At 69.3% G+C, this 24,714-nt stretch carries 26 protein-coding genes; 16 read left to right on the top strand and 10 right to left on the bottom strand.

The window, feature by feature from the left end:
* The first annotated feature begins 46 nt into the window (after nucleotides 1–46).
* The 4 genes from G5B31_RS05430 (at nucleotide 47) to G5B31_RS05415 (ending at nucleotide 3,872) form a co-directional block, all read left to right on the top strand.
* Entirely contained in the window at nucleotides 47–865 is an 819-nt protein-coding gene (locus tag G5B31_RS05430) for a protein-disulfide reductase DsbD domain-containing protein (protein WP_165014380.1), read from the top strand.
* Between the two features lie 150 nt (nucleotides 866–1,015).
* A complete protein-coding gene (hisC, locus tag G5B31_RS05425; RefSeq protein WP_165014379.1) occupies nucleotides 1,016–2,101 on the top strand; it encodes a histidinol-phosphate transaminase in 1,086 nt (361 codons plus the stop codon).
* Entirely contained in the window at nucleotides 2,098–3,024 is a 927-nt protein-coding gene (locus G5B31_RS05420) for a prephenate/arogenate dehydrogenase family protein (protein WP_165014378.1), read from the top strand. Before hisC ends, G5B31_RS05420 begins: the two co-directional genes overlap by 4 nt.
* A 2-nt stretch (nucleotides 3,025–3,026) precedes the next feature.
* A complete protein-coding gene (locus G5B31_RS05415) occupies nucleotides 3,027–3,872 on the top strand; it encodes an extensin family protein (protein ID WP_165014377.1) in 846 nt (281 codons plus the stop codon).
* 49 nt (nucleotides 3,873–3,921) lie between these two features.
* On the opposite strand, the gene G5B31_RS05410 is transcribed toward G5B31_RS05415, so the two are convergent.
* Nucleotides 3,922–4,926, bottom strand: coding sequence for a DUF2125 domain-containing protein (locus G5B31_RS05410; protein WP_165014376.1), 1,005 nt, complete (start codon nucleotides 4,924–4,926; stop codon nucleotides 3,922–3,924).
* 74 nt (nucleotides 4,927–5,000) lie between these two features.
* Here G5B31_RS05410 and G5B31_RS05405 point away from each other — a divergent pair, with 74 nt between their 5' ends.
* The 4 genes from G5B31_RS05405 to G5B31_RS05390 all read left to right on the top strand — a co-directional run bounded on the left by G5B31_RS05405 (nucleotide 5,001) and on the right by G5B31_RS05390 (nucleotide 9,159).
* Nucleotides 5,001–5,522 carry a gamma-glutamylcyclotransferase gene (locus tag G5B31_RS05405; protein ID WP_165014853.1) on the top strand — a complete coding sequence of 174 codons (522 nt, stop codon included), beginning with the start codon at nucleotides 5,001–5,003 and terminating at the stop codon, nucleotides 5,520–5,522.
* A gap of 417 nt (nucleotides 5,523–5,939) precedes the next feature.
* The gene (locus G5B31_RS05400) at nucleotides 5,940–7,130 is read left to right on the top strand and encodes a biopolymer transporter ExbB (RefSeq protein WP_165014375.1); all 1,191 of its coding nucleotides are present in this window, start codon (nucleotides 5,940–5,942) and stop codon (nucleotides 7,128–7,130) included.
* A gap of 3 nt (nucleotides 7,131–7,133) precedes the next feature.
* Nucleotides 7,134–8,783 (top strand): peptidoglycan -binding protein, encoded by a 1,650-nt coding sequence (locus G5B31_RS05395; RefSeq protein WP_165014374.1) that lies wholly within the window; start codon nucleotides 7,134–7,136, stop codon nucleotides 8,781–8,783.
* Nucleotide 8,784: 1 nt separating this feature from the next.
* Nucleotides 8,785–9,159 (top strand): nuclear transport factor 2 family protein, encoded by a 375-nt coding sequence (locus tag G5B31_RS05390; RefSeq protein WP_165014373.1) that lies wholly within the window; start codon nucleotides 8,785–8,787, stop codon nucleotides 9,157–9,159.
* A 6-nt stretch (nucleotides 9,160–9,165) separates the two neighbouring features.
* Here G5B31_RS05390 and G5B31_RS05385 read toward each other — a convergent pair whose 3' ends face one another.
* The 4 genes from G5B31_RS05385 to gloB form a co-directional block, all read right to left on the bottom strand.
* The gene (locus G5B31_RS05385) at nucleotides 9,166–9,465 is read right to left on the bottom strand and encodes a CcdB family protein (RefSeq protein WP_165014372.1); all 300 of its coding nucleotides are present in this window, start codon (nucleotides 9,463–9,465) and stop codon (nucleotides 9,166–9,168) included.
* Nucleotides 9,466–9,470: 5 nt separating this feature from the next.
* Nucleotides 9,471–9,695: a type II toxin-antitoxin system CcdA family antitoxin gene (locus tag G5B31_RS05380; RefSeq protein WP_165014371.1), complete on the bottom strand. Its 225-nt coding sequence runs from the start codon at nucleotides 9,693–9,695 to the stop codon at nucleotides 9,471–9,473.
* A gap of 103 nt (nucleotides 9,696–9,798) precedes the next feature.
* Nucleotides 9,799–12,117: an ATP-dependent Clp protease ATP-binding subunit ClpA gene (gene clpA, locus G5B31_RS05375; protein ID WP_165014370.1), complete on the bottom strand. Its 2,319-nt coding sequence runs from the start codon at nucleotides 12,115–12,117 to the stop codon at nucleotides 9,799–9,801.
* A 176-nt stretch (nucleotides 12,118–12,293) separates the two neighbouring features.
* Nucleotides 12,294–13,061 carry a hydroxyacylglutathione hydrolase gene (gene gloB, locus G5B31_RS05370; protein WP_165014369.1) on the bottom strand — a complete coding sequence of 256 codons (768 nt, stop codon included), beginning with the start codon at nucleotides 13,059–13,061 and terminating at the stop codon, nucleotides 12,294–12,296.
* Nucleotides 13,062–13,123: 62 nt separating this feature from the next.
* Between gloB and G5B31_RS05365 the strand changes: the two genes are divergently transcribed.
* On the top strand, nucleotides 13,124–13,894 hold the full coding sequence (locus G5B31_RS05365) for a methyltransferase domain-containing protein (RefSeq protein ID WP_165014368.1): 771 nt from the start codon (nucleotides 13,124–13,126) through the stop codon (nucleotides 13,892–13,894).
* A gap of 4 nt (nucleotides 13,895–13,898) precedes the next feature.
* Here the strand turns inward: G5B31_RS05365 and G5B31_RS05360 are convergent, their stop codons facing one another.
* Nucleotides 13,899–14,456: a L,D-transpeptidase gene (locus G5B31_RS05360; protein ID WP_165014367.1), complete on the bottom strand. Its 558-nt coding sequence runs from the start codon at nucleotides 14,454–14,456 to the stop codon at nucleotides 13,899–13,901.
* Between the two features lie 321 nt (nucleotides 14,457–14,777).
* On the opposite strand from G5B31_RS05360, the gene G5B31_RS05355 reads away from it, so the two are divergent.
* The 6 genes from G5B31_RS05355 to G5B31_RS05330 all read left to right on the top strand — a co-directional run bounded on the left by G5B31_RS05355 (nucleotide 14,778) and on the right by G5B31_RS05330 (nucleotide 20,090).
* Nucleotides 14,778–15,338 (top strand): F0F1 ATP synthase subunit delta, encoded by a 561-nt coding sequence (locus tag G5B31_RS05355; RefSeq protein ID WP_165014850.1) that lies wholly within the window; start codon nucleotides 14,778–14,780, stop codon nucleotides 15,336–15,338.
* Entirely contained in the window at nucleotides 15,338–16,879 is a 1,542-nt protein-coding gene (atpA, locus tag G5B31_RS05350) for a F0F1 ATP synthase subunit alpha (protein ID WP_165014366.1), read from the top strand. Before G5B31_RS05355 ends, atpA begins: the two co-directional genes overlap by 1 nt.
* A 21-nt stretch (nucleotides 16,880–16,900) precedes the next feature.
* Nucleotides 16,901–17,761: a F0F1 ATP synthase subunit gamma gene (locus G5B31_RS05345; RefSeq protein WP_165014365.1), complete on the top strand. Its 861-nt coding sequence runs from the start codon at nucleotides 16,901–16,903 to the stop codon at nucleotides 17,759–17,761.
* A 20-nt stretch (nucleotides 17,762–17,781) separates the two neighbouring features.
* Nucleotides 17,782–19,230, top strand: coding sequence for a F0F1 ATP synthase subunit beta (gene atpD, locus G5B31_RS05340; protein ID WP_165014364.1), 1,449 nt, complete (start codon nucleotides 17,782–17,784; stop codon nucleotides 19,228–19,230).
* Nucleotides 19,231–19,239: 9 nt separating this feature from the next.
* Nucleotides 19,240–19,632 (top strand): F0F1 ATP synthase subunit epsilon, encoded by a 393-nt coding sequence (locus G5B31_RS05335; RefSeq protein WP_165014363.1) that lies wholly within the window; start codon nucleotides 19,240–19,242, stop codon nucleotides 19,630–19,632.
* 110 nt (nucleotides 19,633–19,742) lie between these two features.
* On the top strand, nucleotides 19,743–20,090 hold the full coding sequence (locus G5B31_RS05330) for an H-type lectin domain-containing protein (protein WP_165014362.1): 348 nt from the start codon (nucleotides 19,743–19,745) through the stop codon (nucleotides 20,088–20,090).
* 29 nt (nucleotides 20,091–20,119) lie between these two features.
* On the opposite strand, the gene G5B31_RS05325 is transcribed toward G5B31_RS05330, so the two are convergent.
* Together G5B31_RS05325 and G5B31_RS05320 are read right to left on the bottom strand one after the other, a co-directional pair.
* Complete coding sequence (locus G5B31_RS05325) at nucleotides 20,120–21,094, bottom strand: phosphatase PAP2 family protein (RefSeq protein WP_165014361.1); 975 nt, start codon at nucleotides 21,092–21,094, stop codon at nucleotides 20,120–20,122.
* A gap of 91 nt (nucleotides 21,095–21,185) precedes the next feature.
* A complete protein-coding gene (locus tag G5B31_RS05320; RefSeq protein WP_165014360.1) occupies nucleotides 21,186–22,205 on the bottom strand; it encodes a ribose-phosphate pyrophosphokinase in 1,020 nt (339 codons plus the stop codon).
* Between the two features lie 164 nt (nucleotides 22,206–22,369).
* Here G5B31_RS05320 and G5B31_RS05315 point away from each other — a divergent pair, with 164 nt between their 5' ends.
* Nucleotides 22,370–23,182: an alpha/beta fold hydrolase gene (locus G5B31_RS05315; RefSeq protein ID WP_165014359.1), complete on the top strand. Its 813-nt coding sequence runs from the start codon at nucleotides 22,370–22,372 to the stop codon at nucleotides 23,180–23,182.
* A 28-nt stretch (nucleotides 23,183–23,210) separates the two neighbouring features.
* Here G5B31_RS05315 and G5B31_RS05310 read toward each other — a convergent pair whose 3' ends face one another.
* Complete coding sequence (locus G5B31_RS05310) at nucleotides 23,211–24,245, bottom strand: low specificity L-threonine aldolase (RefSeq protein ID WP_165014358.1); 1,035 nt, start codon at nucleotides 24,243–24,245, stop codon at nucleotides 23,211–23,213.
* Nucleotides 24,245–24,697, bottom strand: a complete 453-nt coding sequence (locus G5B31_RS05305; RefSeq protein ID WP_165014357.1) for a YcgN family cysteine cluster protein — start codon at nucleotides 24,695–24,697, stop codon at nucleotides 24,245–24,247. Before G5B31_RS05305 ends, G5B31_RS05310 begins: the two co-directional genes overlap by 1 nt.
* Nucleotides 24,698–24,714 lie beyond the last annotated feature (17 nt).

The following is a 24,714-nucleotide window of genomic DNA, read 5'->3' as shown; positions in this document are numbered from 1 at the left end:
CGGAAGTGATTTCCAGCCCCCGCCCGGGCCGCCTATCTTGCCCGCCATGATCCGCCTTCCCGCCCTTGCCGCCCTGATGCTGCTTGCCCTTCCGGCCCTGCCGCCCGCCGCGCAGGCGCGCACCGCCAGCCAGGACGAGGTGCTGTCGGCCGCCCTGCTGCCCGGCTGGCAGACCGGGACCGGCGCGCATATGGCCGGGCTGCGGCTGGACCTGGCGCCGGGATGGAAGACCTACTGGCGGTCTCCGGGCGACGCCGGCATCCCGCCGCAGTTCGACTGGTCGGGGTCCGAGAACCTGAAGTCGGTGCGCATCCACTGGCCGGCGCCGACGGTGTTCCACACCAACGGCTACCAGACCATCGGCTACAAGGGCGGCGTGGTGCTGCCGGTCGAGCTGGTGGCGCGCGACCCCTCGCGCCCGGTGGTGCTGCGCGCCCGGGTGGAGCTGGGAATCTGCCGCGACATCTGCGTCCCGGCCTGGCTGGACCTCTCGGCCGAGGTGGCCTCTCCGGGCGCCCCCGACGCGGCGATCCGCGCCGCGCTGGCCGCCCGCCCGGCCACCGCGGCGGAGGCGGGGCTCACCGGCATCTCCTGCGCCGTGGAGCCGATCGCCGACGGGCTGCGGGTGACCGCCACGCTGGCGCTGCCGCGCCAGAGCGGCGCCGAGGCGGTGGCCTTCGAGACCGGCGACCCGCGGGTCTGGGTCTCGGAGGCGCAGACCGGGCGGCAGGGGGACAGGCTGGTCTCCACCGCCGAGATGGTCGGCCCCGGCGGCCAGCCCTTCGCGCTGGACCGCTCGGCGCTGGTGCTGACGGTGATCTCGGACCGCGGCGCGGTGGAAATCCGCGGCTGCCCGGCGCCGTGAGCCGCCGCACCCTTTATCGCAACGGCTGAGGACGGCTCCGGTGACGATGGAGCCTGATCGGGACGGAATGCCCCGGGCAGGCGCTTGCGGAACCCTCTGGCCTTGCCGGGGCGGGGCGGGTAAGAACCGGGCCTGTCCCTGGGGGAGAAGATGACCAACCTGATCCGTCCGCAGCCCGGCATCCTCGAGATCGCGCCCTATGTCGGCGGCAAGGCGGCCGTGGCCGGCGTCGCCAATGCGGTGAAGCTGTCCTCGAACGAGAACCCCTTCGGCGCCTCGGAAAAGGCGCGCGAGGCCTATCTGCGCGCGGTGCACAGTCTGCACCGCTACCCCAACACCGACCATGCCGAACTGCGCGAGGCCATCGCCGAGGTCCATGGCCTCGACGCCGCCCGGGTGATCTGCGGCGTCGGCAGCGACGAGATCATCCAGCTTCTGGCCCAGGCCTATGCCGGGCCGCGCGACGAGGTGGTGTTCACCGAGCACGGCTTCCTGATGTATCGGATCTCGGCGCTGGCGGTCGGCGCCACGCCGGTGCAGGTGGCCGAGCGCGAGCGGGTGACCGATGTCGACGCCATCCTTGCCGCCTGCGGCCCGCGGACGAAGCTGGTGTTCATCGCCAACCCGAACAACCCCACCGGCACGATGATCGCCCCGGCCGAGGTGGAGCGGCTGGCCGACAAGCTGCCGCGGCAGGCGATCCTGGTGCTGGACGGCGCCTATGCCGAATATGTCGAGGGTTTCGACGGCGGCCTCGCGCTGGTGGAGGCGCGGCCGAACGTGGTGATGACGCGGACCTTCTCCAAGATCTACGGCCTCGGGGGCTTGCGGATCGGCTGGGGCTACGGCCCGGCCGAGATCGTCGACGTGCTGAACCGCATCCGCCAGCCCTTCAACCTGTCGGCGGGCCAGATGGATGCCGCCACCGCGGCGGTGCGCGACCAGGACTGGGTGGCGAAATGCCGGGCCGAGAACGCCCGGATGCGCAGCTGGCTGGCCTCGGCGCTGGCCGAGGCGGGGGTGCCTTCGGACGTCTCCGCCGCCAACTTCATCCTCGCCCGCTTCGCCAGCGTCGAGGAAGCGCAGGCCTGCGACGCCTTCCTGCAATCGGAAGGGCTGATCGTGCGGCAGGTGGCGGGCTACAACCTGCCGCATTGCCTGCGCATCACCATCGGCGACGAGGCCAGCTGCCGCCGGGTCGCCCATGCCGTCGCCCGCTTCAAGGGGGCGAAATGAGCGCGGTCTACCAGCGGGTGGCGCTGATCGGCCTGGGGCTGATCGCCGGCTCCATGGCCCATGCGATGCGCGCCCGCGGGCTGGCGGGCAAGATCGTCGGCCATGCCCGCTCGGCCGAAACCCGGGCCATCGCGCGGGAACTGTTCTGCGACGAGGTCTGCGAGACGGCGGCCGAGGCGGTGCGGGACGCCGACCTGGTGGTGCTGGCGGTGCCGGTGGGCGCGATGGAAGAGATCGCGGCCGAGATCGCCCCGCATCTGAAGCCGGGGGCGGTGGTCACCGACGTGGGGTCCGTCAAGGGCGCGGTGGTGGAGGCGGTGGCGCCGCACATGCCGGACGGCGTGCATTTCATCCCCGGCCACCCGCTGGCGGGGACGGAATATTCCGGCCCCCGCTCGGGCTTCGCCACCCTGTTCCAGAACCGCTGGTGGCTGCTGACGCCCTTGCCCGGGACCGATGTCACGGAAATCGCCCGGCTGCGCGGGCTGCTGGAAGCCATCGGCGCCAATGTCGACGAGATGGACGTGGCGCACCATGACCTGGTGCTGGCGGTGGTCAGCCATGTGCCCCATGCCATCGCCTATACGATGGTCGGCGTGGCCGACCACATGCGCCGGGTGTCGCAATCCGAGGTGATCAAGTATTCCGCCAGCGGCTTCCGCGACTTCACCCGCATCGCGGCCTCGGACCCGGTGATGTGGCGCGACGTGTTCCTGACCAACAAGGAGGCGGTGCTGGACATCCTCGGCCGCTTCGCCGAGGAGCTGTTCGTCCTCCAGCGCGCCATCCGCATGGAGGACGGCGACCACCTGCACGCCTATTTCACCCGCACCCGGGCGATCCGCCGCGGCATCATCGAGGCCGGGCAGGACACCGCCGCACCGGACTTCGGCCGGGGGGCCGAGCCGCCCAGGGGGGCGTGACGATGCGGGCGGCGCTGCTGCTGGTCCTGCTGGCCTGCGCCGGAATGGCGCGGGCGGAAGAGATCGGCAGTTCGCCGCGGCCGCCGCCCAATCCGGCCTATGCGCAGCCCGCGGCGGCCGCTCCGGCGGCAGAGCCCGAAGCCGCGCCCGAAGCGGTGATCGCGGTCTCGCTGCGGCCCCGGCCGCGGCCGAGGGCAATCGCCGAGATGGTGGCGGCCGCCGGCGCCGGGGCGGGCGGCAAGGGGCTGGACCTGGCGGCGATGGTGCCGGAACCCGACGAGCCTCCCCCGCCGCCGAAGAAGAAATCGAAGGCGGACCGGGCGAAGGAACGGGAGACCGCCTCGAAGAAGGGCTCGGTCTGCGGGGTGGCGGCGATCAAGGGCGAGAAGATTGCCCCGATCAAGGCCAAGGTGAAGGGCTGCGGGCTGAAGGACGGGGTGCGCGTCACCAGCGTCTCCGGCGTGCGGCTGAGCCAGGGCGCGACCATCGACTGCGCCACCGCCAAGGCGCTGAACACCTGGGTGCGCGAGGTGCTGCAGCCGGCCTATGGCGGCCATGTGGTGGAGCTGCGGGTGGCGGCGCATTACATCTGCCGGCCGCGCAACAACAAGAAGGGCGCCAAGGTCTCGGAACACGGGCGCGGCAAGGCCATCGACATCGCCGGGATCGTGCTGGACAGCGGCAAGGCGGTGATGGTGCTCGGGGGCTACGACAAGCGGCTGCGCAAAGTGCACAAGGGCGCCTGCGGCATCTTCGGCACCACGCTGGGGCCGGGCTCGGACGGCTATCACGAGGACCACCTGCATTTCGACACCGCGGATTACCGCAGCGGGGCCTATTGCCGGTAAAGCGGATTTTCGTCGAAAATCCGGGCACGATCCTTCGGCGAAGGATCGTTCAGCCGACGGGGCGGCGCAGCATCGGCGCCGGGCCCAGCGGGAAGGGGCCGAGCGACATCCGCCCGCCCTCCATCACCAGGGGCAGGGCCAGCACCTCGGGGTCCTTGCTTTCGGCGGCGATGGCGCGCAGGAAGTTCCCGATGGTGGGGGCGACTTCCGGCTTGATGGTGCCGGTGGCGACCAGCAGCGCCGGCAGCCGGTCCCAGCCGCGCAGTTCCAACAGGATGCGGCCTTCGGCATGGCCCTCGGCATCGGCGGCGATGCCGCCTTCGGCATGGAGCGTCAGGGCGCCCCAGCCGAGGTCCAGCGCGCGGATTTCCACCGCGTCCAAGAGCGGCGGCAGGCTGCCGGAGTGGCGGTTCAGCGGCGCGGTCAGGCGCAGGCCGATGTCGCCCTCGATCCGCTCCGCCTCGGCGGGCAGGTCGGCGCCGGCAAGGGCGGCAAGGAAGGCCGGACCGGGCCGCAGGGGGGCCAGGTCGAAGGCCAGCGCATAGCTAGCGGGGCCGCGGGCGGGGTCCTCGGTCAGGGCGAGGGCGATCTCGCCGAAGCCGATCTGCCAGCCGAGGTCCGACTGCGCGGTCAGCCCGGCGGCCGAGGCCCCCAGCCGCCGCAGCGGCAGGTCGGGATCGGGGGCGGAGGTCAGCCGGACGCGCAGCGCGTCGGAGGTCAGCGCGACGGTCTGGCCGGACAGGGTGACGACCTGCTGCGGCGGCAGTTCTGCCGTCAGCACCCAGGGCGCCCAGGTCGCGGCATGGAGGCGCAGGGAAGGCGCCTGCCAGCCGGCGCCGGAGACCGGATCGGCCAGCTTCACACCCGTCGCCCGCAGGTCCAGCCGGGCGGGGAAGCCGCCGACCGAAAGCGTGGCGACCTCGGCCTGCATCCCCTGCGCCCGGGCCCCGGCCAGTGCCTGGTCCGCCCCGCGCTCGATCGCCAGCTTGGCGGCGAACCAGCCGCCGCAGGCGACAAGCAGCAGCACGACGACAAGCCATTTCAGAAACCGCATCGCCCGCCCTTTCTCATGGCCTTGCCCCGTGATCTACAGGGCGGGCTACAGGAGGGCCAGCCTTGCGCGAAACCATGTGGGTTTTCGGCTATGGATCGCTGATCTGGAACCCGGAATTCCCGGTGGCGGAGCGGCGCATCGCCCGCGCGGCCGGCTGGCACCGCAGCTTCTGCATGAGGTCGATCCACCACCGCGGCACGGTCCGGGACCCCGGGCTGGTGCTGGCGCTGGACCGGGCCGAAGGCGCGCATTGCGACGGCGTGGCCTTCGCGGTGGCGCCGGGGGCAGAGGCGGAGACTCTGGCCGGACTGCGCGCGCGGGAGCTGATCTCCTCGGCCTATCTGGAGACCACCTTGCCGCTGGCGACGGCGGCGGGCGAGGTGCAGGCGCTGGCCTATGTGATCGACCCCGACCATGTGCAGTATTGCGGCGGGCTGGACCTGGAGGACCAGGCGCGGATCATCGCTCGGGCCGCGGGCGGGCGCGGGGCGAACCGCGATTACCTCTGGTCCACCGCCGCGCATCTGGCGGAGCTGGGGATCGCCGACCCCGATCTGGAATGGCTGGCGGAGCGGGTGCGGGCGCTGGCCGGGTAGGCCTCCTCGTCCGGCTTCGCCGGCTCGTCGGCATTTCGTCGTAGGGTGAGGATGTCGTTCCGCGGTTTCCATGGCGAAGGCCATCGCCTTCGCCACAGCGCAACGCTTCCCCTTGTCCCGGCCGGGACCATAAGTCCCGGCCAGCGCCCGCCCCGCCCTCGGCGGGCGCTTCTCGCCCGCCGGGTCGGGCGCTGGCCTCTCGGGGTCTTGGGACACCCGTCTCCGGGTGCAACCGTCCCTCACGGGCGGGGGCGAGGCAGTGCCTCGCCTTCTCCCGCCCGAACACAGGGGAGGGGGGTGAACCCCGCCCTACGGGTTCCGCCGCGGGAACCTCCGCCGCGCCGGAATCGCCTTGGGCCGGCGCGGGCGACCTGCTAACCTGCCGCCAACCAGACAACGAGGGCAGGCAGAGCCGGAATGCAGCGACCCGAGACCGAGCCGGGCACCACCTTCAGCCAGCCCATCCGCGCCATCACCACGATGCTGGTGGTCTGCCTTCTGGTGGGCACAGGGGCCTGGGTGATCCACGGGATGGTGATCGACATCATCCGCACCAACCCGCTGCTGAACGGGCTGATCGCCTTCGTCTTCGTCCTCGGCGTGATGACCTGTTTCTGGCAGGTGCTGATCCTGGCGCAGTCGGTCAGCTGGATCGAGAATTTCGTCCGCCGCGTCCCCGGCGCCGAAGAGGCTGCGCCGCCCCGCCTGCTGGCGCCGCTGGCCGCGCTGCTGCGGTCGCGCGGCGCGGCACGGATGACGCTTTCCTCCTCTTCCGCGCGGTCGATCCTCGACTCGGTGGCGCAGAGGGTGGACGAGGCGCGGGACATCACCCGCTACCTGATCAACCTGCTGGTCTTCCTTGGCCTTCTCGGCACCTTCTGGGGGCTGGCGACCACCGTTCCGGCCGTGGTGGACACCATCCGCAGCCTCGCCCCGGAAGAAGGCGAAAGCGGCCTCGATGTCTTCGGCAAGCTGATGACGGGGCTCGAAAGCCAGCTGGGCGGGATGGGCACGGCCTTCTCCTCCTCGCTGCTCGGCCTTGCCGGGTCGCTGGTGGTGGGGCTCTTGGAACTGTTCGCCGGCCATGGCCAGAACCGATTCTACCGCGAGCTGGAGGAATGGCTGTCCTCGATCACCCGCATCGGCCTCGGTTCGGACGGGGCCGAGGGCGACCAGTCGGCGGTGGCGCAGGTGCTGGACCATATGGCCGGGCAGATGGAAAGCCTGCAGGAGCTGTATGTCCAGTCCGACGCCGCCCGCATGGGGGTGGAAGAGCGCATCGGGGCGCTGGCCGCGGCGGTGGACCGGCTGGCGGCGGGGATGGAGGCCGACCGCAACCAGACCGCGCAGCAGGGCGCCGCGCTGGCCGAGGTGATGGGGCGGCTGGCCGAGGGGCAGGAGCGGCTGATCCGGGCGCTGGCCGCGGCCGAGAACGGGGTGGATGCCGAAAGCCGGATGCGGCTGCGGTCGATCGACACCCAGCTGCTGCGGATCCTGGAGGAGATGTCGGCCGGCCGGCAGGAGGCCGTGGCCGACCTGCGCAGCGACATGGCCGGGCTGGTGGCGGCAATCCGCCACCTGGGCCGCGGCGCCGTCGGCCGGGGCTGAGCCATGGCCCTGTCGCGCCACCGCCGCGATTCCAGCATGATCTGGCCGGGCTTCGTCGATGCGGTGACGACGCTCTTGATGGTGCTGATGTTCGTGCTGACCATCTTCACCGTCATGCAGTCGGTGCTGCGCGACACCATCACCACCAAGGACAACGAGCTTTCGGCGCTGACCGATCAGGTGGCGGCGCTGTCCGAGGCGCTGGGGCTGGAACAGAAGCGGGCGGCGGGATTGCAGTCCGAGGTGGGGGAATTGCGGGCCTCGCTGACCGCCGCGCTGGCGGAGGGGGAGCGCCGGGCGGGCGTGATCGCTGGACTGGAGGCCGATCTGGCGGCGCGGGAGGGCGAACTGGCCGAGGCGCGGGTGCGGATCACCGATTTCGAGGCGCAGGTGGCGGCACTGCTGGGCCAGCGCGACAAGGCGCTGGCCGATCTGGCGGTGGTGACCGGGGAGCGTGACGAGTCGCAGGCCCGGGCCGAGGGGCTGGCGGCCTCGGTCGCCGAGCTGGAGGCGGCGAAGGCGAAGCTGATCACCGAGGCCGAGGCGGCGCAGCTGGCGCTGGCCTCTCTGCGCGACGAGATCGACGCGCAGGCCGAGGCCGCCCGGCTGGATGCGGCGAAGCGCGCGGCGCTGGAGGCGCTGGTCAAGGACTTGCAGGCCAAGGGCGCGGAGGACGCCGCTGCGCTGGAGTCGGCGAAGACGGAGCTGTCCGAGGCCGAGGCGGCGCGGCTGGTCGATGCGGCGGCGCTGGACGCCCTGCGCAAAAAGCTGGAAGGCGCCGATGCCGAACTGACCGCGATGACGCTGGCGCTGGAGGAGGAACGCAGGCGGGCGGAGGAGACGCTGACCCTGCTGGCGGCCGCCCGGACCGAGGCGGCGCAGGCGGCGGGCGAGAAGGATGCCGCGCTGGCGGCGGCGGAGACCGCGCTGCTGGCGGAGCAGGAGAAGGCGCTGGCGGCGGCGCGCGAGGTGGAACTTCTGAACCAGCAGATTGCGGCCCTGCGGTCGCAGCTGGGATCGTTGCAGCAGGTGCTGGACGAGGCCGAGGCGCGGGATGCCGAGGTGCAGGTGCAACTGGAATCCTTGGGGACGCAGCTGAACTCGGCGCTGGCGCAGGTGGCGGCGGAGCAGAAGCGCCGGGCGGAACTGGAAGAGGCCGAGCGCAGGCGGCTGGAGGCCGAGAAGGCCGACCTCGAACGCTTCCGGTCGGAATTCTTCGGCCAGCTCTCCACCCTGCTGCAGGGCCGCGAGGGCGTGCGCGTGGTCGGCGACCGCTTCGTCTTTTCCTCGGAGGTGCTGTTCAACCCGGGCTCGGCCGACCTGGCGCCGGAGGGGCGGGCGCAGATCGCCGGGGTGGTGCAGATCCTGGACGAGATCCGCGGCGAAATCCCCGAGGGCATCGACTGGGTCATCCGGGTGGACGGCCATACCGACAACATCCCGCTGTCCGGCACCGGCGAGTTCCGCGACAACTGGGAATTGTCCCAGGCCCGGGCGCTGTCGGTGGTGCGCTTCATGCAGCAGGAGTTGGGCTTCCCGCCCGAACGGCTGGCCGCCACCGGCTTCGGCGAATACCGCCCGGTGACGCCGGGCGACAGCGCCGAGGCCCGGGCGCAGAACCGCCGGATCGAGCTGAAGCTGACGGAGAGATGACGTGACCCTTGCCGCCGAGATCGAAGCCTGCGAACGCGCGGTCTGGCAGGCGCTGGCCGATGGCGATGCGGCAGCGGACCGGGCTGCGCTGGCGGCGGATTTCCTCGGGCTTTACCCGGACGGCTTCGCCGGGCGCGAGGACCATGCCGGCCAGCTGGCCCGCGGGCCGACGGTGGCGGAGTTCGCGCTGTCGCAGCTGCGGGTGCTGCCGCTGGGGCCGGACCATGCGCTGATCGCCTATGCCGCCCGCTACCGCAGGCCGGGCCGCGGCGCCGACGAGGACATGTATGTGAGCTCGGTCTGGCGTCGCCGCGGAGGGGGCTGGGAAAACCTGTTCAGCCAGGACACCCCCGCCATGGGCGACCGCCTGCCTTGAGGCCGGTCAGACGCCGGTGAACAGCAGGTCGAGGGCGCGGATGATGCTGTCGCGGCAATGGGCCAGAGACCCGCATGATTTTTTCAGCAGCGACGCAGGCACGGCGGCCAGCGACTGCACCAGAATCGCATGAGGCTGTTCGGCAAAATGCACGACGGGCGAAATTCCGGCGGGCTGGGGCCGGGCCTTGCTCAGGGGGACCAGAGGCGCAATCACCCTGGTTGCCAAACCCTCGTGCAGGTCATCCTGCAGCAGCACGGCAAGAGAGCCGTTCGGCAAGCGGAAGACATCGAACTGCGCCGCCATTCCAGTCAGAACACCCGGTATTCGGCCAGCGGAAGGCCGTTCTCCTCGATCCAGGTGTTGTAGTTCTTGATCGCCTCGGCGTTCTCGCGCTTCCAGGCCTCGGCCCGGGCCGCCTTCAGCGCGGCGGCGACGCCCTGTTCGGCAGCGCGGGAGACGTTGACGCCGAGCGCCTTCGCCTCGTCCAGCAGGGCGGCGTCGAGGGTCATCGAGGTGGAACGGCGGGCGGGCATGGCGGGGCCTTTCGGGGGAACCGTGAAATCATAGCGGAAAACATACCGCAGGACCATACCGCCTCGCAAAGCAAAACCCCCGCCGGAGCGGGGGTTTTCGGTCTCATTCCGCCGTCAGCAGCGGCGGCTTCTGGTTGGCGATCCGCGGTTTCTGCGGCTCCTGCACCTGCAGGTCGATGGCGCCGTCCTTGACCGCCACCTTCACCACGCCGCCCTTGACCAGCCGGCCGAACAGCAGCTCCTCGGCCAGGGGCTTCTTGATGTGCTCCTGGATCACCCGGGCCAGCGGGCGGGCACCCATCTTGTCGTCGTAGCCCTTGTCGCCCAGCCAGGCTGCCGCTTCCGGCGTCAGCTCGATATGGACGTTGCGGTCGATCAGCTGCGCCTCGAGCTGCAGCACGAACTTCTCGACCACCTGCAGGATCACCTCCTTCGGCAGGGCCGAGAAGCTGATCACCGCGTCCAGGCGGTTGCGGAACTCGGGGGTGAAGGTGCGCTCCACCGCCGCGGTGTCCTCGCCCTCGCGCTTGTCGCGGCCGAAGCCGATGGCGGCCTTCTGCATGTCCGCCGCGCCGACGTTCGAGGTCATGATCAGGATCACGTTGCGGAAATCCACCGCCCGTCCGTTGTGGTCGGTCAGCTTGCCGTGGTCCATCACCTGCAACAGGATGTTGTAGACATCCGGGTGGGCCTTCTCGATCTCGTCCAGCAGCAGCACGCAATGCGGATGCTGGTCGACGCCGTCGGTCAGCATCCCGCCCTGGTCGAAGCCGACATAGCCGGGCGGCGCGCCGATCAGGCGGGAGACCGCGTGCTTCTCCATGTATTCCGACATGTCGAAGCGCAGCAGTTCCACCCCCAGCACCTGCGACAGCTGCTTGGCCACCTCGGTCTTGCCCACCCCGGTCGGGCCGGTGAAGAGATAGTTGCCGATGGGCTTCTCCGGCTCGCGCAGGCCGGCGCGGGCCAGCTTGATCGAGGCGGACAGCGCCTCGATGGCCTTGTCCTGCCCGAAGACCAGCCGTTTCAGCGTCTTCTCCAGGTCGCGCAACACCTCGGCATCGTCCTTCGAGACGTTCTTCGGCGGGATGCGGGCGATCTTGGCCACCACGGCCTCGATCTCGCGGGTGCCGATCACCTTCTTGCGCTTCGATTCCGACAGCAGGTGCTGCGCCGCCCCGGCCTCGTCGATCACGTCGATGGCAGAGTCGGGCAGCTTGCGGTCGTTGATGTAGCGCGAGGCCAGTTCCACCGCCAGCTTCACCGCATCGGCGGTGTAGCGCAGGTCGTGGTGGGTCTCGAAATGCGGCTTCAGGCCCATCAGGATCTTGATGGTGTCGGGAATCGAGGGCTCGTTCACGTCGATCTTCTGGAAGCGCCGCGAAAGCGCGCGGTCCTTCTCGAAGTGCTGGCGGAACTCCTTGTAGGTGGTCGATCCCATGCAGCGCAGCTTGCCGCCCTGCAAGGCCGGTTTCAGCAGGTTGGAGGCATCCATCGCCCCGCCCGAGGTCGCGCCGGCGCCGATCACGGTGTGGATCTCGTCGATGAAGAGGATGGCGTCGGGGTGATCCTCCAGCTCCTTGACCACGGCCTTCAGCCGTTCCTCGAAATCGCCGCGATAGCGGGTGCCGGCCAGAAGCGCGCCCATGTCGAGCGAGAAGATCGTGGCGCCGGACAGAACCTCCGGCACTTCCTTCTTCACGATCTTCCAGGCCAGCCCTTCGGCGATGGCGGTCTTGCCGACGCCGGGGTCGCCCACCAGCAGCGGGTTGTTCTTGCGGCGGCGGCAGAGGACCTGGATCGCCCTTTCGACCTCGGCCTCGCGGCCGATCAGCGGGTCCACGTCGCCCTTGATCGCCTTGATGTTCAGGTCGACGCAATATTTCGACAGCGCCGATTCCTTGGCCTCGCCGGCCTCGGCCTTCGGGGTCTCGTGATGTTCCTCGGCCCCCTGCACCGGGCGGGATTCGCCGAAGGACGGGTCCTTCGCCACGCCATGGGCGATGAAGTTCACCGCGTCGTAGCGGGTCATGTCCTGCTCTTGCAGGAAATAGGCGGCGTTCGATTCGCGCTCGGCGAAGATCGCCACCAGCACGTTCGCGCCCGTCACCTCGGTCCGGCCCGAAGACTGCACATGGATCGCCGCGCGCTGGATCACGCGCTGGAAAGCGGCGGTCGGCACGGCTTCCGACCCTTCGACATTGGTCACCAGCGTGGACAGGTCGTCGTCGATGAAATCGGTCAGGGTCTTCCGCAGCTCGTCGAGATCGACCGAGCAGGCGCGCATCACCCGTGCGGCATCGGGTTCGTCGATCAGCGCCAGCAGCAGGTGTTCCAGCGTGGCGAGTTCGTGGCGGCGGGCATTGGCCAAGGCCAGCGCGCCGTGGATGGCTTGCTCGAGCGTGGACGAGAATGACGGCACTTTCGCGTGCTCCTGTAACTCGGGGCAGGTCGGGCCGCTGCAAGGGCCTGATCCAACCGTGGCCTCATGTGGTTAAGGATCGGTTTTATTCCGCGCACTTCAAGGGCAATTTCACAGCAAGGCCCTTTTCGGCAACCAAAGTCATCAATTGTGATGACGGGGACTCATGAAGCGGGTCAGAACCTGTCCTTCCGTTTGCGGATTTCGGCGAAGACCTCGACATCGGGCGCATCGGGCATCCCCACCGCGGCCTTCATCCCGGGCAATCCTGCACGGAGGAAGGGGTTGGTTGCCAGTTCTTCGGAAAGCCGCGAGGGCATGGGCAGGCGGCCTTCGCGGCGCATCCTCTCCAGAGCCTCGACCCGCAAGATAAGCGCGGGATTGTCGGGTTCAAGGGTCGCGGCGAAACGCAGGTTGCCGGTCAGGTAGTCGTGGCCCGAGCAGACCAGCGTTTCCGGCGGCAGCGCGGCGAGCTTTCCGAGGCTCTGCCACATCTGGGCGGCGCTGCCCTCGAACAGCCGGCCGCAGCCGGCGGCCATCAGGCTGTCGGCGGTGAAGGCCAGGCCGGAGGCCGGGAAGTGGAAGGCGAGATGGCCGCTGGTGTGGCCGGGCACCGCGATGACGGTGCCCTCCTCGCTGCCGACGGCGATGCCGTCGCCCTCGCGCAGCGCCCGGTCCAGGGGGGGCAGGCGGTGGCTGTCGGCGGCGGCGCCCCAGACCTGCGCGCCGGTGGCGGCGCCGATCTGCGGGACGGCCTGGATATGGTCGTCGTGGTGATGGGTCAGCAGGATCAGGTGCAGCGGCCAGCCCCGTTCGCGCAGCTTGGCGAGGATCGGCCCGGCCTCGGGCGCATCGACCAGCGCCACGGTGCCGGTTTCGCCGTCGCGGACCAGGAAGGCGAAGTTGTCGGTCAGGCAGGGGATGGTGACCAGTTCGAGCGCCATGGTTTTTTCCGCCTCCGTCGCTAGATTGGGCACCAGAGTGACCCCAAGGGCGGCGGACCGCAATGCACCTCGACGTGCTGGACCTGCGCAACTTCTATTACCGGACCCAGCTGGGCCGGGTGGCGCAGCGCGCGATCCGCGACCAGGTGGTGCGGCTGTGGCCGCCTGCCGCCGGGCAGACGGTGGTGGGCTTCGGCTTCGCCGTGCCGCTGCTGCGGCCCTACCTGGCCGAGGCGCGGCGGGTGATCGGGCTGATGCCGGGGCCGCAGGGGGTGATGCCCTGGCCGGCGGGGATGGCGAATGTCTCGGTCCTCTGCGAGGACACCTCCTGGCCGGTCTCCACCGGCTTCGTCGACCGGCTGGTGCTGATGCACGGGCTGGAGACCAGCGAGCAGCCCTCGGCCGTGCTGGAGGAATCGCACCGGGTGCTGGGGCCGGGGGGCAAGGCGCTGTTCGTGGTGCCGAACCGGGCTGGGCTGTGGTCGCGGCGGGACGGCACGCCCTTCGGCTATGGCCGGCCCTATTCCGGCGCGCAGCTGGAGGCGCAGCTGAAGCGCCACGGCTTCACGCCCGAGCGCAGCCTGACCGTGCTGCACGCCCCGCCGAGCAACGCGCCGTTCTGGCTGCGCACGGCGGCGTTCTGGGAAAGGGCGGGGCGGCGGCTGCCCTGGCTGTCGGGCGGCGTGCTGATGGTCGAGGCGTCGAAGCAGGTCTATGCGCCGACGCGCGGCGGCCTGGGCGCGGTGGTGAAGAAGCCGCTGAAGGTGCTGGAGGGCATCCGCGGCGGCACCGGCGAGCCGGCGCTGAACCGCGGGCCGGGGGCGGCGGGCTGACCCTTCAGATCACCCGCACCCGGGTGCCGACCGGGCAAAGCTCGAACAGTTCCGCGATCATCTCGTTGTAAAGGCCGATGCAGCCGTCCGAGGATTTCCGCCCGATCTTCCGCGTGTCGTGGGTGCCGTGGATGATATAGGCCGGCCAGGAGAGATACATCGCATGGGTGCCCAGCGGATTCTCCGGCCCCGGCGGGATCGGCTTCCAGTCCGGGTAGCGCTCCATCTGCGAGGCGGTGGGGGTCCAGCTCGGCCCCACCTTCTTGCGCACGATCTCGGTATGGCCGCGCTTGGTCAGCTCGTCCGAGATCGGCACCGAGGTCGGGTAGAGCCGGTGCCCGCTGCCGTCCGCGTTCCACCAATGCAGCGCGCGCGAGGCGGTGTCGGCCACGATCATCGGCCGGCCCGCCGCATCGAAATGGTCTCGCCAGTCCTGCATCCGGAAGCCGGAGGCGTTGTTGCGGTTGGTCTGGCCGGTTTCGGCCCGTGCCATCGCGGGAACCGTCAGCGCGACCGCCGCTCCGAGGGTCAGCACGCCGCGGCGGGTCAGGGAATGGGTCATGCGGGCCTCCTGCCTGTTCTGCCTGTCTTGTCCGGTCCGTTGTGTCGGCCGGGAGGGAGCCGGGGTCAACCGCCGCGGGGGCCGGGTCACGCCCAGTTGAAACCGCCGTGAGGCGGCATTTTCAAACCGCTTGCGGGAGGCAGCGCTAACAGCGGCGAAATGACGTCCGCCAAGGTCAAGTTTCGGTGAGCAACCCGGTTGCGGGGTCGGGATTGCTCTGCTAAGGACGCCCGCGATATCGGGATTTGAACGGGCTCTCTGCGCCATGGCGGCCATCGCCATGACCGGCAAGGTAAGGCCCGCGACATGGGAAGGGATGACGTGTCCGAACCAGCTTCTGTTTCCGCAGGAATCGCCGCCCGCTACGCCAGCGCGCTTTTCGAGCTGGCCAGGGATGCGGGCGCGCTGAAGGCGCTGGACGCCGATGCCGAGGCGCTGAAGTCGGCGCTGGCCGCCAGCCCGGAGCTGTCGGCGATGATCGCCTCGCCCGTCATCAGCCGCAGCGAGCAGGCCGCCGCCATTTCGGCCATCGCCGCCAAGATGGGGCTGAACCCGCTGACTGCCAACACGCTGGCGCTGATGGCCGACAAGCGCCGCCTCTTCGTGCTGCCGCAGTTCCTGGCCGAACTGGCCAACCTGATCGCCGCCGAGAAGGGCGAGATCACCGCCGAGGTCACCTCTGCCGCCAAGCTCACGGCCGCGCAGGCCAAGAAGCTGGCCGAGACGCTGAAGGCCAAGGTCGGCAAGACCGTGAAACTGAACGCCACCGTCGATGAAAGCCTCATCGGCGGACTTATCGTCAAGCTGGGCTCGACCATGATCGACACTTCGGTCAAGTCGAAGCTCGCTTCCCTGCAGAATGCCATGAAAGAGGTTGGGTGATGGGAATCCAGGCTGCTGAGATCTCTGCGATCCTGAAAGAGCAGATCAAGAACTTCGGCAAGGACGCCGAAGTGGCCGAAGTCGGCCGCGTGCTGTCGGTCGGCGACGGCATCGCCCGCGTCCATGGCCTCGACAACGTGCAGGCCGGCGAGATGGTGGAATTCCCCGGCGGCATCCGCGGCATGGCGCTGAACCTGGAAGTCGACAACGTCGGCATCGTGATCTTCGGCTCCGACCAGGACATCAAGGAAGGCGACACCGTCAAGCGCACCAAGGCCATCGTGGACGTGCCCGCCGGTGACGGCCTGCTGGGCCGCGTGGTCGACGCCCTTGGCAACCCGATCGACGGCAAGGGCCCGATCGCCGCCACCGAGCGCCGCGTCGCCGACGTGAAGGCCCCCGGCATCATCCCGCGCAAATCGGTGCACGAGCCGATGGCGACCGGCCTCAAGGCCGTGGACGCCATGATCCCCGTCGGCCGCGGCCAGCGCGAGCTGATCATCGGCGACCGCCAGACCGGCAAGACCGCCGTGGCGCTGGACACGATCCTGAACCAGAAGACCTACAACGAGGCTGCCGGTTCCGACGAATCGAAGAAGCTCTACTGCATCTACGTCGCCGTCGGCCAGAAGCGGTCGACCGTGGCGCAGCTGGTGAAGAAGCTGGAAGAGACCGGCGCCATCGCCTACACCATCGTTGTCGCCGCCACCGCCTCGGACCCGGCGCCGATGCAGTATCTGGCGCCCTTCTCGGCCACCGCGATGGCGGAATACTTCCGCGACAACGGCCGCCACGCCCTGATCATCTACGATGACCTGTCGAAACAGGCGGTGTCCTATCGTCAGATGTCGCTGCTGCTCCGCCGCCCGCCGGGGCGCGAGGCCTATCCGGGCGACGTGTTCTACCTGCACTCCCGCCTGCTGGAGCGTTCGGCCAAGCTGAACGAGGATTTCGGCGCCGGCTCGCTGACCGCGCTGCCGATCATCGAGACCCAGGCCGGCGACGTGTCGGCCTATATCCCGACCAACGTGATCTCGATCACCGACGGCCAGATTTTCCTTGAGACCGAACTGTTCTACCAGGGCATCCGCCCGGCCGTGAACACCGGCCTCTCGGTGTCGCGCGTGGGCTCCTCGGCCCAGACCTCGGCGATGAAGTCGGTGGCCGGCAAGGTGAAGCTGGAGCTGGCGCAATACCGCGAGATGGCGGCCTTCGCGCAGTTCGGCTCCGACCTCGACGCGGCGACCCAGCAGCTGCTGAACCGCGGCGCGCGTCTGACCGAGCTGATGAAGCAGAACCAGTATTCGCCGATGACCAACGCCGAGATCGTCTGCGTGATCTACGCCGGCACCAACGGCTATCTCGACAAGATCGCGGTCAAGGACGTCAGCCGGTTCGAGGCTGGCCTGCTGCAGCACCTGCGCACCAAGGGCAAGGCGCTGCTGGACGACATCACCAGGAACGACCGCAAGGTTGCGGGGGATCTGGAAAAGGCGATCCGGGCAGAACTGGACGCCTTCTCCAAAGACTTCGCCGTCTGAGCGCCCTGAAGGAGAAGCCAGATGGCCAGCCTCAGGGACCTCAAGAACCGGATCTCCAGCGTCAAGAACACGCGGAAGATCACCAAGGCGATGCAGATGGTCGCCGCCGCGAAACTGCGCCGGGCGCAGGAAGCGGCCGAAGCCGCACGTCCCTATGCCGAGCGCATGGGGGCGGTGATCGCCTCGCTTGCGGCGGGGCAGGGCAATGACGGGCCGAAGCTGCTGGCCGGCAACGGCCGGGACCAGGTCCACCTTCTGGTGGTGATGACCTCGGAGCGCGGGCTCTGCGGCGGCTTCAACTCGTCGATCGTCAAGCTGGCCCGGGCTCGGGCCAACGAACTGGCGGCGGCGGGCAAGACGGTGAAGATCCTCACCGTCGGCAAGAAGGGCCGCGAGCAGTTGAAGCGCGACTGGTCGTCGGCCTTCGTCGGCCATGTCGACCTCAGCGAGGTGAAGCGCCTCGGCTATGCCAACGCGCAGTCCATCGCGCGCGAGGTGATGGCGGCCTTCGAGGCCGGCGAAGCCGATGTGGTGACGATCTTCTACAACCGCTTCCAGTCGGTGATCGCCCAGATCCCGACCGAGCAGCAGATCATCCCGGCCAGGTTCGAGTCGACCGGCGCCACCGCGCTTTACGACTACGAACCCTCGGAAGAGGCGATCCTCGCCGACCTGCTGCCGCGCGGGGTGGCAACGCAGATCTTCACCGCTCTGCTGGAAAACGGCGCCTCGGAACAGGGCGCGCGGATGTCCGCCATGGACAACGCGACGCGCAACGCGGGCGACATGATCAACAAGCTGACGATCCAGTTCAACCGGAGCCGTCAGGCCGCGATCACCACCGAGCTTATCGAAATCATTGCGGGCGCCGAGGCGCTCTGACGAAACCGGAGTAACAGACAATGGCAAGAGCCCCGAAAGCTTCCGCCGCCGCGGGTAGCGGCAAGGTCACCCAGGTCATCGGCGCCGTCGTCGACGTGCAGTTCGACGGTGCCCTGCCCGCGATCCTGAACGCGCTGGAGACCACCAACAACGGCAAGCGCCTGGTGCTGGAAGTCGCGCAGCACCTGGGCGAGAACACCGTCCGCACCATCGCCATGGACGCCTCGGAAGGGCTGGTCCGCGGCACCCCGGTGACGGATCTCGGCGCGCCGATCTCGGTGCCGGTGGGCGACGCCACCCTGGGCCGCATCCTGAACGTCATCGGCGAGCCGGTGGACGAGAAGGGCCCGGTCGTGGCGACCGAAACCCGCGCCATCCACCAGCCCGCCCCGGCCTTCAGCGAGCAGGCGACCGAAAGCCAGGTGCTGGTCACCGGCATCAAGGTCATCGACCTGCTGGCTCCCTATGCCAAGGGCGGCAAGATCGGCCTGTTCGGCGGCGCCGGCGTGGGCAAGACCGTGCTGATCATGGAACTGATCAACAACATCGCCAAGGTGCACTCGGGCTATTCCGTGTTCGCCGGCGTGGGCGAGCGGACCCGCGAGGGCAACGACCTCTACCACGAGATGATCGAGTCGGGCGTCATCAAGATCGACAACCTGTCGGAGTCGAAAGTGGCGCTGGTCTACGGCCAGATGAACGAACCCCCGGGGGCCCGTGCCCGCGTCGCGCTGACCGGCCTGACGCTGGCCGAGCAGTTCCGCGACCAGTCCGGCACCGACGTGCTGTTCTTCGTCGACAACATCTTCCGCTTCACCCAGGCCGGGTCCGAAGTGTCCGCCCTTCTGGGCCGTATCCCCTCGGCTGTGGGCTACCAGCCGACGCTGGCCACCGACATGGGCGCGCTGCAGGAGCGGATCACCTCGACCAAGGCGGGCTCGATCACCTCGGTGCAGGCGATCTACGTGCCGGCCGACGACCTGACCGACCCGGCGCCGGCAACCTCCTTCGCGCACCTCGACGCCACCACGGTGCTGTCGCGCGCGATCTCGGAACTCGGCATCTACCCGGCGGTGGACCCGCTCGACTCGACCTCGCGTCTGCTGGACCCGGCGGTGATCGGGCAGGAGCACTATGAGGTGGCGCGTTCGGTGCAGGGTATCCTGCAACGCTACAAGTCGCTTCAGGACATCATCGCCATCCTCGGGATGGACGAACTGTCCGAAGAGGACAAGCTGACCGTCAGCCGCGCCCGCAAGATCCAGCGCTTCCTGTCGCAGCCCTTCGACGTGGCCAAGGTCTTCACCGGCTCGGACGGGGTGCAGGTGCCGCTGGAGAAGACCATCGCCTCGTTCAAGGCCGTGGTTGCCGGCGAATACGACCACCTGCCCGAGGCCGCCTTCTACATGGTCGGCGACATCGAGGAAGTGAAAGCCAAGGCCCAGAAACTCGCCGCGGCTGCGGCGTAAGGGGGAGAGATGGCAGGCACCCTGCAATTCGACCTGGTTTCCCCGGAGCGGAGGCTCGCCTCCGTCCCGGCGACCGAGGTGCAGATCCCGGGCGCCGACGGCGACATGACGGCGATGGAGGGGCACGCCCCCACCATCACCACCCTGCGCCCCGGCATCCTGAAGGCCGTCTCGGCCGAAGGGACCAAGGCCTATGCGGTGACCGGCGGCTTCGTCGAGATCGGCGCCGGCTCGGTCTCGGTCCTGGCCGAGCGCGCCGTGCCGGTGGAAGAGCTGAGCGCCCAGCTGATGGACCAGCTGATCGCCGATGCCTCCGAGGCGACCGCCGTGGCGGTGGACAAGGACAGCGCCGACAAGGCGATGGCCGACCTCCTGGCGATGAAGGCCGCCGCCGGCTTCTGATCCCGGCCTCCTGCGACCGAAGGCCCCGCCCGCCGGGGCCTTTCTTTTTTCATTCCATCATTTTGCCGCTTTCGGGCAATATCCCGCGGCGGGTTACGGAGACTGGCGGCATGAAGCGCATCGGCAACGGCATCGGCATCCTGCAGGGATCGCGGGTGCTGTTTTCCGATTTCGCCGACGGCGGTGTGATGTGGACCGGCAGCGGCGACCGCGAGAGCCGCTTCCTGGTCTCGTTCAAGCCGCCCTTCCGCGAGGTGCCGGCGGTGACCGTGGGCATCTCGATGTGGGACATGGACCACAAGACCAACTCCCGCGCCGACATCACCGCCGAGAACGTCACCGCCAGGGGCTTCCACATCGTGTTCCGCACCTGGGGCGACACCCGCGTGGCGCGGGTGCGGGCCGACTGGCTGGCCATCGGCGCGGTGAAGGACGACGACGACTGGGACGTGGCGTAGGGCGAAGCCCGGCGCCACAGGCCCGGGTTTCACTCCTCCGCTTTCTCCGACCCCGGAGGAAGCATCTTGCCGGTCAGCCAGAGGCTGATCAGGAAGACCAGCGTCCCGCCGATCAGGTCGATCAGATAATGCCCGCCCTGCGCCAGCGTGGCAGGGATCATGAACAGGTTTGCCAGCGCCAGCGGCGCGAAGACGAAGGTCCGCCAGGCGAACCACGTCACCATCAGAGCCATGATCATGTGATAGGAGGGAAAGGCGACCACGCCCGAGATGCTTTGCAGAGTGATGACGGGAAGGCCGTTGCGGACCAGCTCCATGAAATAGGCCCCGACCGCGGGCGAGATGTTCATCTGCATCAGCAGGTTCTTGTCCATCCCGGCCGGCACATAGGCCGAAGGGCCGATGCTGGGCAGCAGCCACCAGATGCCGATGGCAAGCACCATCGTCACGATCCCCATCGTCAGCAGACGGTAGAGCGCCCGGTCGCGCCGCAGGAAGGCCAGCAACAGGACGAGGAAGACGATTTGCCCTAGGGCGGTCGGATAGAGATACCCCAGCCCTTGCAGGACGCCCGGAAAGCCGCCCAGCCAGGCCACGAAATCCGGCCAGTGATAGCCGAGGGCGGCATCGACGGCCTGCAACTGGTGGTCGATCAGAGGATTGGCCAACGGGAACAGCGCGAAAATGAAGATGGCCGACAGGGCGGTGAAGCCCATGAAGATGCCGATGCTTATGGCCGCCAGCCCCAGCCGCGGCGCAGCCTTCCGGTTGCGGGCGTAAAGCCCGGTTGCCACCAGCGCCAGCGCAGCGGCAATGCCCGGTGCGAACTCGTCCCATGCGACGGCGGTTCCCTTGACCCAAGCCAGAAGCAGGGTGGCGAGACCGAGCAGACCGATCGCTCCTGTCAGAAGCCGTTCCTCCGCCCGCATGTGCAGGAAGGCCGGAGGGGGCAGCAGGCCCCCCGCCGTTGCGTGTCCCGCACTCACAACCGGTTTCGCCGTCATTCCAAGCCGCCCCTTTGCCATGGCTGTCGGGCGGCAACCTGCCGGGGCAATATGGCCCGATCAGGGCGGAAAATCCGCGAAAGCGCGGCGGTTACCCCCGCGGGTAAAGCCCCTCGTAGATCGGGGTCAGCGTTTCGGTCTCGAACAGGCTGGAGACCGACATGCCGCCCCAGATGTTCAGGATCGCCTGGGCGAACATCGGCGCCGTCGGCACCACGCGGATGTTCTTCGCCGCCAGCACCTTCTCGCCCTGCTCGATGGAATCGGTGATCACCAACGATTTCATCACCGAGTTCGACACCCGCTCCACCGCCGGGCCGGACAGCACGCCATGGGTGATGTAGCTGTGGACCTCGGTCGCCCCCGCTTCCATCAGCGTCTCGGCCGCCTTGCACAAAGTGCCGGCGGTGTCGCAGATGTCGTCGACGATGATGCACTTGCGGCCCTTCACGTCGCCGATGACGGTCATCCCCGCCACCTCGCCCGCCTTCTCGCGCCGCTTGTCGACGATGGCGAGGGGGGCGGTGATCCGCTTCGCCAGTTCCCGCGCCCGCGCCACCCCGCCCACGTCGGGCGAGACGATCATCAGGTCCTCCATCTGGCCCTTGAAGTGGTGCTCGATGTCCAGCGCGAAGACCGGGCTGGCGTAGAGGTTGTCGACCGGGATGTCGAAGAAGCCCTGGATCTGCGCCGCGTGCAGGTCCAGCGTCAGCACCCGGTCCACCCCGGCGCCGGCGATCAGGTTGGCGACCAGCTTGGCGCTGATCGGCGTGCGGGCCTTGGCGCGGCGGTCCTGGCGGGCATAGCCGAAATAGGGGATGACGGCGGTGATCCGGGAAGCAGAAGACCGACGCAGGGCGTCGGTCATGATCAGCAGTTCCATCAGGTTGTCGTTGGCCGGGTTCGAGGTCGGCTGGATGACATACATGTCCTCGCCGCGGACGTTCTCGAACACCTCGACGAAGATCTCCTGGTCGTTGAAGCGTTCCACCCGCGCGTCCACCAGATTGACGCTCATCCCCCGGTGCATCGACATCCGCCGGGCGATCGACTTCGCCAGGCTGAGGTTGGCATTGCCGGAGATCAGCTTCGGCTCGGTGATGGCGGGCATGGGAAACTCCGGGAGCAGGGGCGGAATCGGTTGCGCGCGGGATAGCACCGGCAGGGGGCCGGGCAAAGGGGCCAGGGCAGGAAAACCGGCTTTGCGGCAGGAAGACTTGATCCTGCCGCGGCGGGCGGGCTATTCCGGCCCGGCTGATCCGAAGGTGTTCCCCCATGACTGCCGATCCCCACCCCACCGCCGAGGCCCCGCACCGCCATTGGGACTGCGGCGGCGCGCGTCCGGTGCTGGCGCTGCATTGCAGCCTGGCGCATTCCGGGGCCTGGGCCGGGCTGGCGATGCGGCTGCGGGGGATCACCCTGACCGCCTCGGACCACCCCGGCCACGGAAGGGCGGCGGATTGGGACGGGGTGCAGGACTACCATGCGCTGTGCACCGCGACGGCCACGGCGCTGGCGCGGCAGCTGGCGGTGGACGGCCGGATCGACCTTTTCGGCCACAGCCTCGGCGGCACCGTCGCGCTGCGCATCGCGCTGGAGAACCCCGGGCTGGTGCGCAGCCTGGTGCTGGTGGAGCCGGTGCTCTTCGCCGCCGCCCGCGGCAGCGCGGCCTTCGACCGGCTGCCGCTGTTCCACGGCGACCTCATGCGGATGATCGCCGAGAACCGCCCGGCCGCCGCCGCCCGCTTCCATGCCGAATGGGGCGCGGCCCCGGCGCTGGCCGACCTGCCCGAGCGGCAGCGGCGCTACATCACCGAGCGCATCCACCTGATCCCCGCCGCCAACCCGGCGCTGGTGGAGGACAATGCCGGCATGACGCGGCCCGGCGGACTGGAGGGGCTGGAGATGCCGGTGCTGCTGGTCGAGGGGGCGGAAAGCCCCGAGATCGTCGGCGCGATCCACGACGCGCTGGCGGCGCGGCTGCCGCGGGTCGCACGGTTGGCGGTGCCGGGGGCGGGGCATATGGTGCCGATCACCCATGCCGGTGCGGTGGCACCGGCGGTGCAGGCGCATCTGGACGCCAGCTGAGCCGATTTTTTCGGAGAAATCGCCGGGATCAGCCGGCGCCGAAGGCCCGCAGGAAGGCGTCCACCTCCGCTTCCGTCGTGGACCAACTGGCGACCAGCCGCGCGCCCTCGCGCCCTTCGGGCAGGGTCCAGTCGTAATAGTCCGCGCCCGCCGCCTTCAGCCGCGCATGGGTGCCCTCGGCCCATTCGGGGAACATCATGTTGGCCTCCACCGGATGGTTCTGCACCACCTCGTTGCGGCCGGCCAGGCCCTCGGCCAGCCTTGCGCCCATGGCATTGGCGCGTTCGGCCAGCCGCAGCCAGAGGCCGCCGTCCAGATAAGCGTCGAACTGTGCCGACAGGAAGCGGTGTTTCGAGAACAGATGGCCGCCGCGCTTGCGCCGCAGCTCGAACTCCCGGGCGCGGGCGGGGTCGAAGATCACCACCGCCTCCACCCCCAGGCAGCCGTTCTTGGTGCCGCCGAAGGAGAGGACGTCGATCCCCGCCTTCCAGGTCATCCCGGCCGGGGTGGCGCCGGTCGCCACCAGCGCATTGGCGAAGCGCGCGCCGTCCAGGTGGCAGGGCAGGCCCTTGGCCTTCGCCAGGGCGGTCAGGGCGGCGATTTCCTCCGGGGTATAGGCGGTGCCGGCCTCGGTCAGGTTGGTCAGTGTCAGCATCCCGGTCTGCAGCGAATGCACCCCGCCGGCGCCGATCCGGTCCAGTTGCGCGGACAGGGCGGCGGGGGTCATCTTGCCATGCGCCCCGTCCACCAGCACCAGCTTGGCCCCGCCGGCGTAGAACTCCGGCGCGTTGCATTCGTCCTCGGCGACATGGGCATGGCGGTGGCAGAAGACCGAGCCCCAGGGCGGCGTCGTCAGCGCCACCGACAGCGCATTGGCGGCGGTGCCGGTGGCGACCAGGTAGACCGCGGCCTCCGGCGCCTCCAGCACCTCGCGCACCCGGTCGCGGACCCGCTCCATCAGCGCATCCGCGCCGTAGCTGCGGGCATAGCCTTCATTCGCACGGACCAGCGCCGCCATGATCTCCGGCGCGGCGCCGGAGGTGTTGTCGGAGGCGAAGAACATCAGGGCGTCTCCTCGATGATGTAGTCTTCCCAGTCCTCCTCGGGGACCGCATGTTCGGGCACGGTCATGCCGCGCACCGAATGGCCCGAGGCATGGGTGCTTTCGGGATCGCCGGTGATCAGCGGATGCCAGTCGGGCAGCCGCTCGCCCTGCCACAACAGCTTGTAGGCGCAGGTGGCGGGCATCCAGTAGGCCACCTTCGGCAAGGTCTTGGGCGTCAGGAACACGCATTCCGGCACGAAGCGGCGGCGGTTGGCATAGTCGGTGCAGCGGCAGGTGGCGTCGTCCAGCAGGCGGCAGGCGATCGAGGTATAGGCGACCTCGCCGGTATCCTCGAACTCCAGCTTGTTGAGGCAGCACTTGCCGCAGCCGTCGCAGAGCGCCTCCCATTCGCCGGGGGTCATCTGCTTCAGCGGGACGGTTTCCCAGAATTTCGGGCGCAGCGCGGTCATGGGCCGCAAAGTGCGAT

It is taken from the genome of Rhodobacter sp. SGA-6-6, from assembly GCF_011043545.1.
Taxonomy (GTDB): domain Bacteria; phylum Pseudomonadota; class Alphaproteobacteria; order Rhodobacterales; family Rhodobacteraceae; genus Pseudogemmobacter.
This window is presented reverse-complemented; position numbering and strand designations above follow the sequence as displayed.

Bases quoted from the DNA above. Each gene is read 5' to 3' on its own strand.
- G5B31_RS05430 (WP_165014380.1), top strand. From the start codon at position 47: ATGATCCGCCTTCCCGCCCTTGCCGCCCTGATGCTGCTTGCCCTTCCG.
- hisC (WP_165014379.1), top strand. From the start codon at position 1,016: ATGACCAACCTGATCCGTCCGCAGCCCGGCATCCTCGAGATCGCGCCC.
- G5B31_RS05420 (WP_165014378.1), top strand. From the start codon at position 2,098: ATGAGCGCGGTCTACCAGCGGGTGGCGCTGATCGGCCTGGGGCTGATC.
- G5B31_RS05415 (WP_165014377.1), top strand. From the start codon at position 3,027: ATGCGGGCGGCGCTGCTGCTGGTCCTGCTGGCCTGCGCCGGAATGGCG.
- G5B31_RS05410 (WP_165014376.1), bottom strand. From the start codon at position 4,926: ATGCGGTTTCTGAAATGGCTTGTCGTCGTGCTGCTGCTTGTCGCCTGC.
- G5B31_RS05405 (WP_165014853.1), top strand. From the start codon at position 5,001: ATGTGGGTTTTCGGCTATGGATCGCTGATCTGGAACCCGGAATTCCCG.
- G5B31_RS05400 (WP_165014375.1), top strand. From the start codon at position 5,940: ATGCAGCGACCCGAGACCGAGCCGGGCACCACCTTCAGCCAGCCCATC.
- G5B31_RS05395 (WP_165014374.1), top strand. From the start codon at position 7,134: ATGGCCCTGTCGCGCCACCGCCGCGATTCCAGCATGATCTGGCCGGGC.
- G5B31_RS05385 (WP_165014372.1), bottom strand. From the start codon at position 9,465: ATGGCGGCGCAGTTCGATGTCTTCCGCTTGCCGAACGGCTCTCTTGCC.
- G5B31_RS05380 (WP_165014371.1), bottom strand. From the start codon at position 9,695: ATGCCCGCCCGCCGTTCCACCTCGATGACCCTCGACGCCGCCCTGCTG.
- gloB (WP_165014369.1), bottom strand. From the start codon at position 13,061: ATGGCGCTCGAACTGGTCACCATCCCCTGCCTGACCGACAACTTCGCC.
- G5B31_RS05365 (WP_165014368.1), top strand. From the start codon at position 13,124: ATGCACCTCGACGTGCTGGACCTGCGCAACTTCTATTACCGGACCCAG.
- G5B31_RS05360 (WP_165014367.1), bottom strand. From the start codon at position 14,456: ATGACCCATTCCCTGACCCGCCGCGGCGTGCTGACCCTCGGAGCGGCG.
- atpA (WP_165014366.1), top strand. From the start codon at position 15,338: ATGGGAATCCAGGCTGCTGAGATCTCTGCGATCCTGAAAGAGCAGATC.
- G5B31_RS05345 (WP_165014365.1), top strand. From the start codon at position 16,901: ATGGCCAGCCTCAGGGACCTCAAGAACCGGATCTCCAGCGTCAAGAAC.
- atpD (WP_165014364.1), top strand. From the start codon at position 17,782: ATGGCAAGAGCCCCGAAAGCTTCCGCCGCCGCGGGTAGCGGCAAGGTC.
- G5B31_RS05335 (WP_165014363.1), top strand. From the start codon at position 19,240: ATGGCAGGCACCCTGCAATTCGACCTGGTTTCCCCGGAGCGGAGGCTC.
- G5B31_RS05330 (WP_165014362.1), top strand. From the start codon at position 19,743: ATGAAGCGCATCGGCAACGGCATCGGCATCCTGCAGGGATCGCGGGTG.
- G5B31_RS05325 (WP_165014361.1), bottom strand. From the start codon at position 21,094: ATGACGGCGAAACCGGTTGTGAGTGCGGGACACGCAACGGCGGGGGGC.
- G5B31_RS05320 (WP_165014360.1), bottom strand. From the start codon at position 22,205: ATGCCCGCCATCACCGAGCCGAAGCTGATCTCCGGCAATGCCAACCTC.
- G5B31_RS05315 (WP_165014359.1), top strand. From the start codon at position 22,370: ATGACTGCCGATCCCCACCCCACCGCCGAGGCCCCGCACCGCCATTGG.
- G5B31_RS05310 (WP_165014358.1), bottom strand. From the start codon at position 24,245: ATGTTCTTCGCCTCCGACAACACCTCCGGCGCCGCGCCGGAGATCATG.
- G5B31_RS05305 (WP_165014357.1), bottom strand. From the start codon at position 24,697: ATGACCGCGCTGCGCCCGAAATTCTGGGAAACCGTCCCGCTGAAGCAG.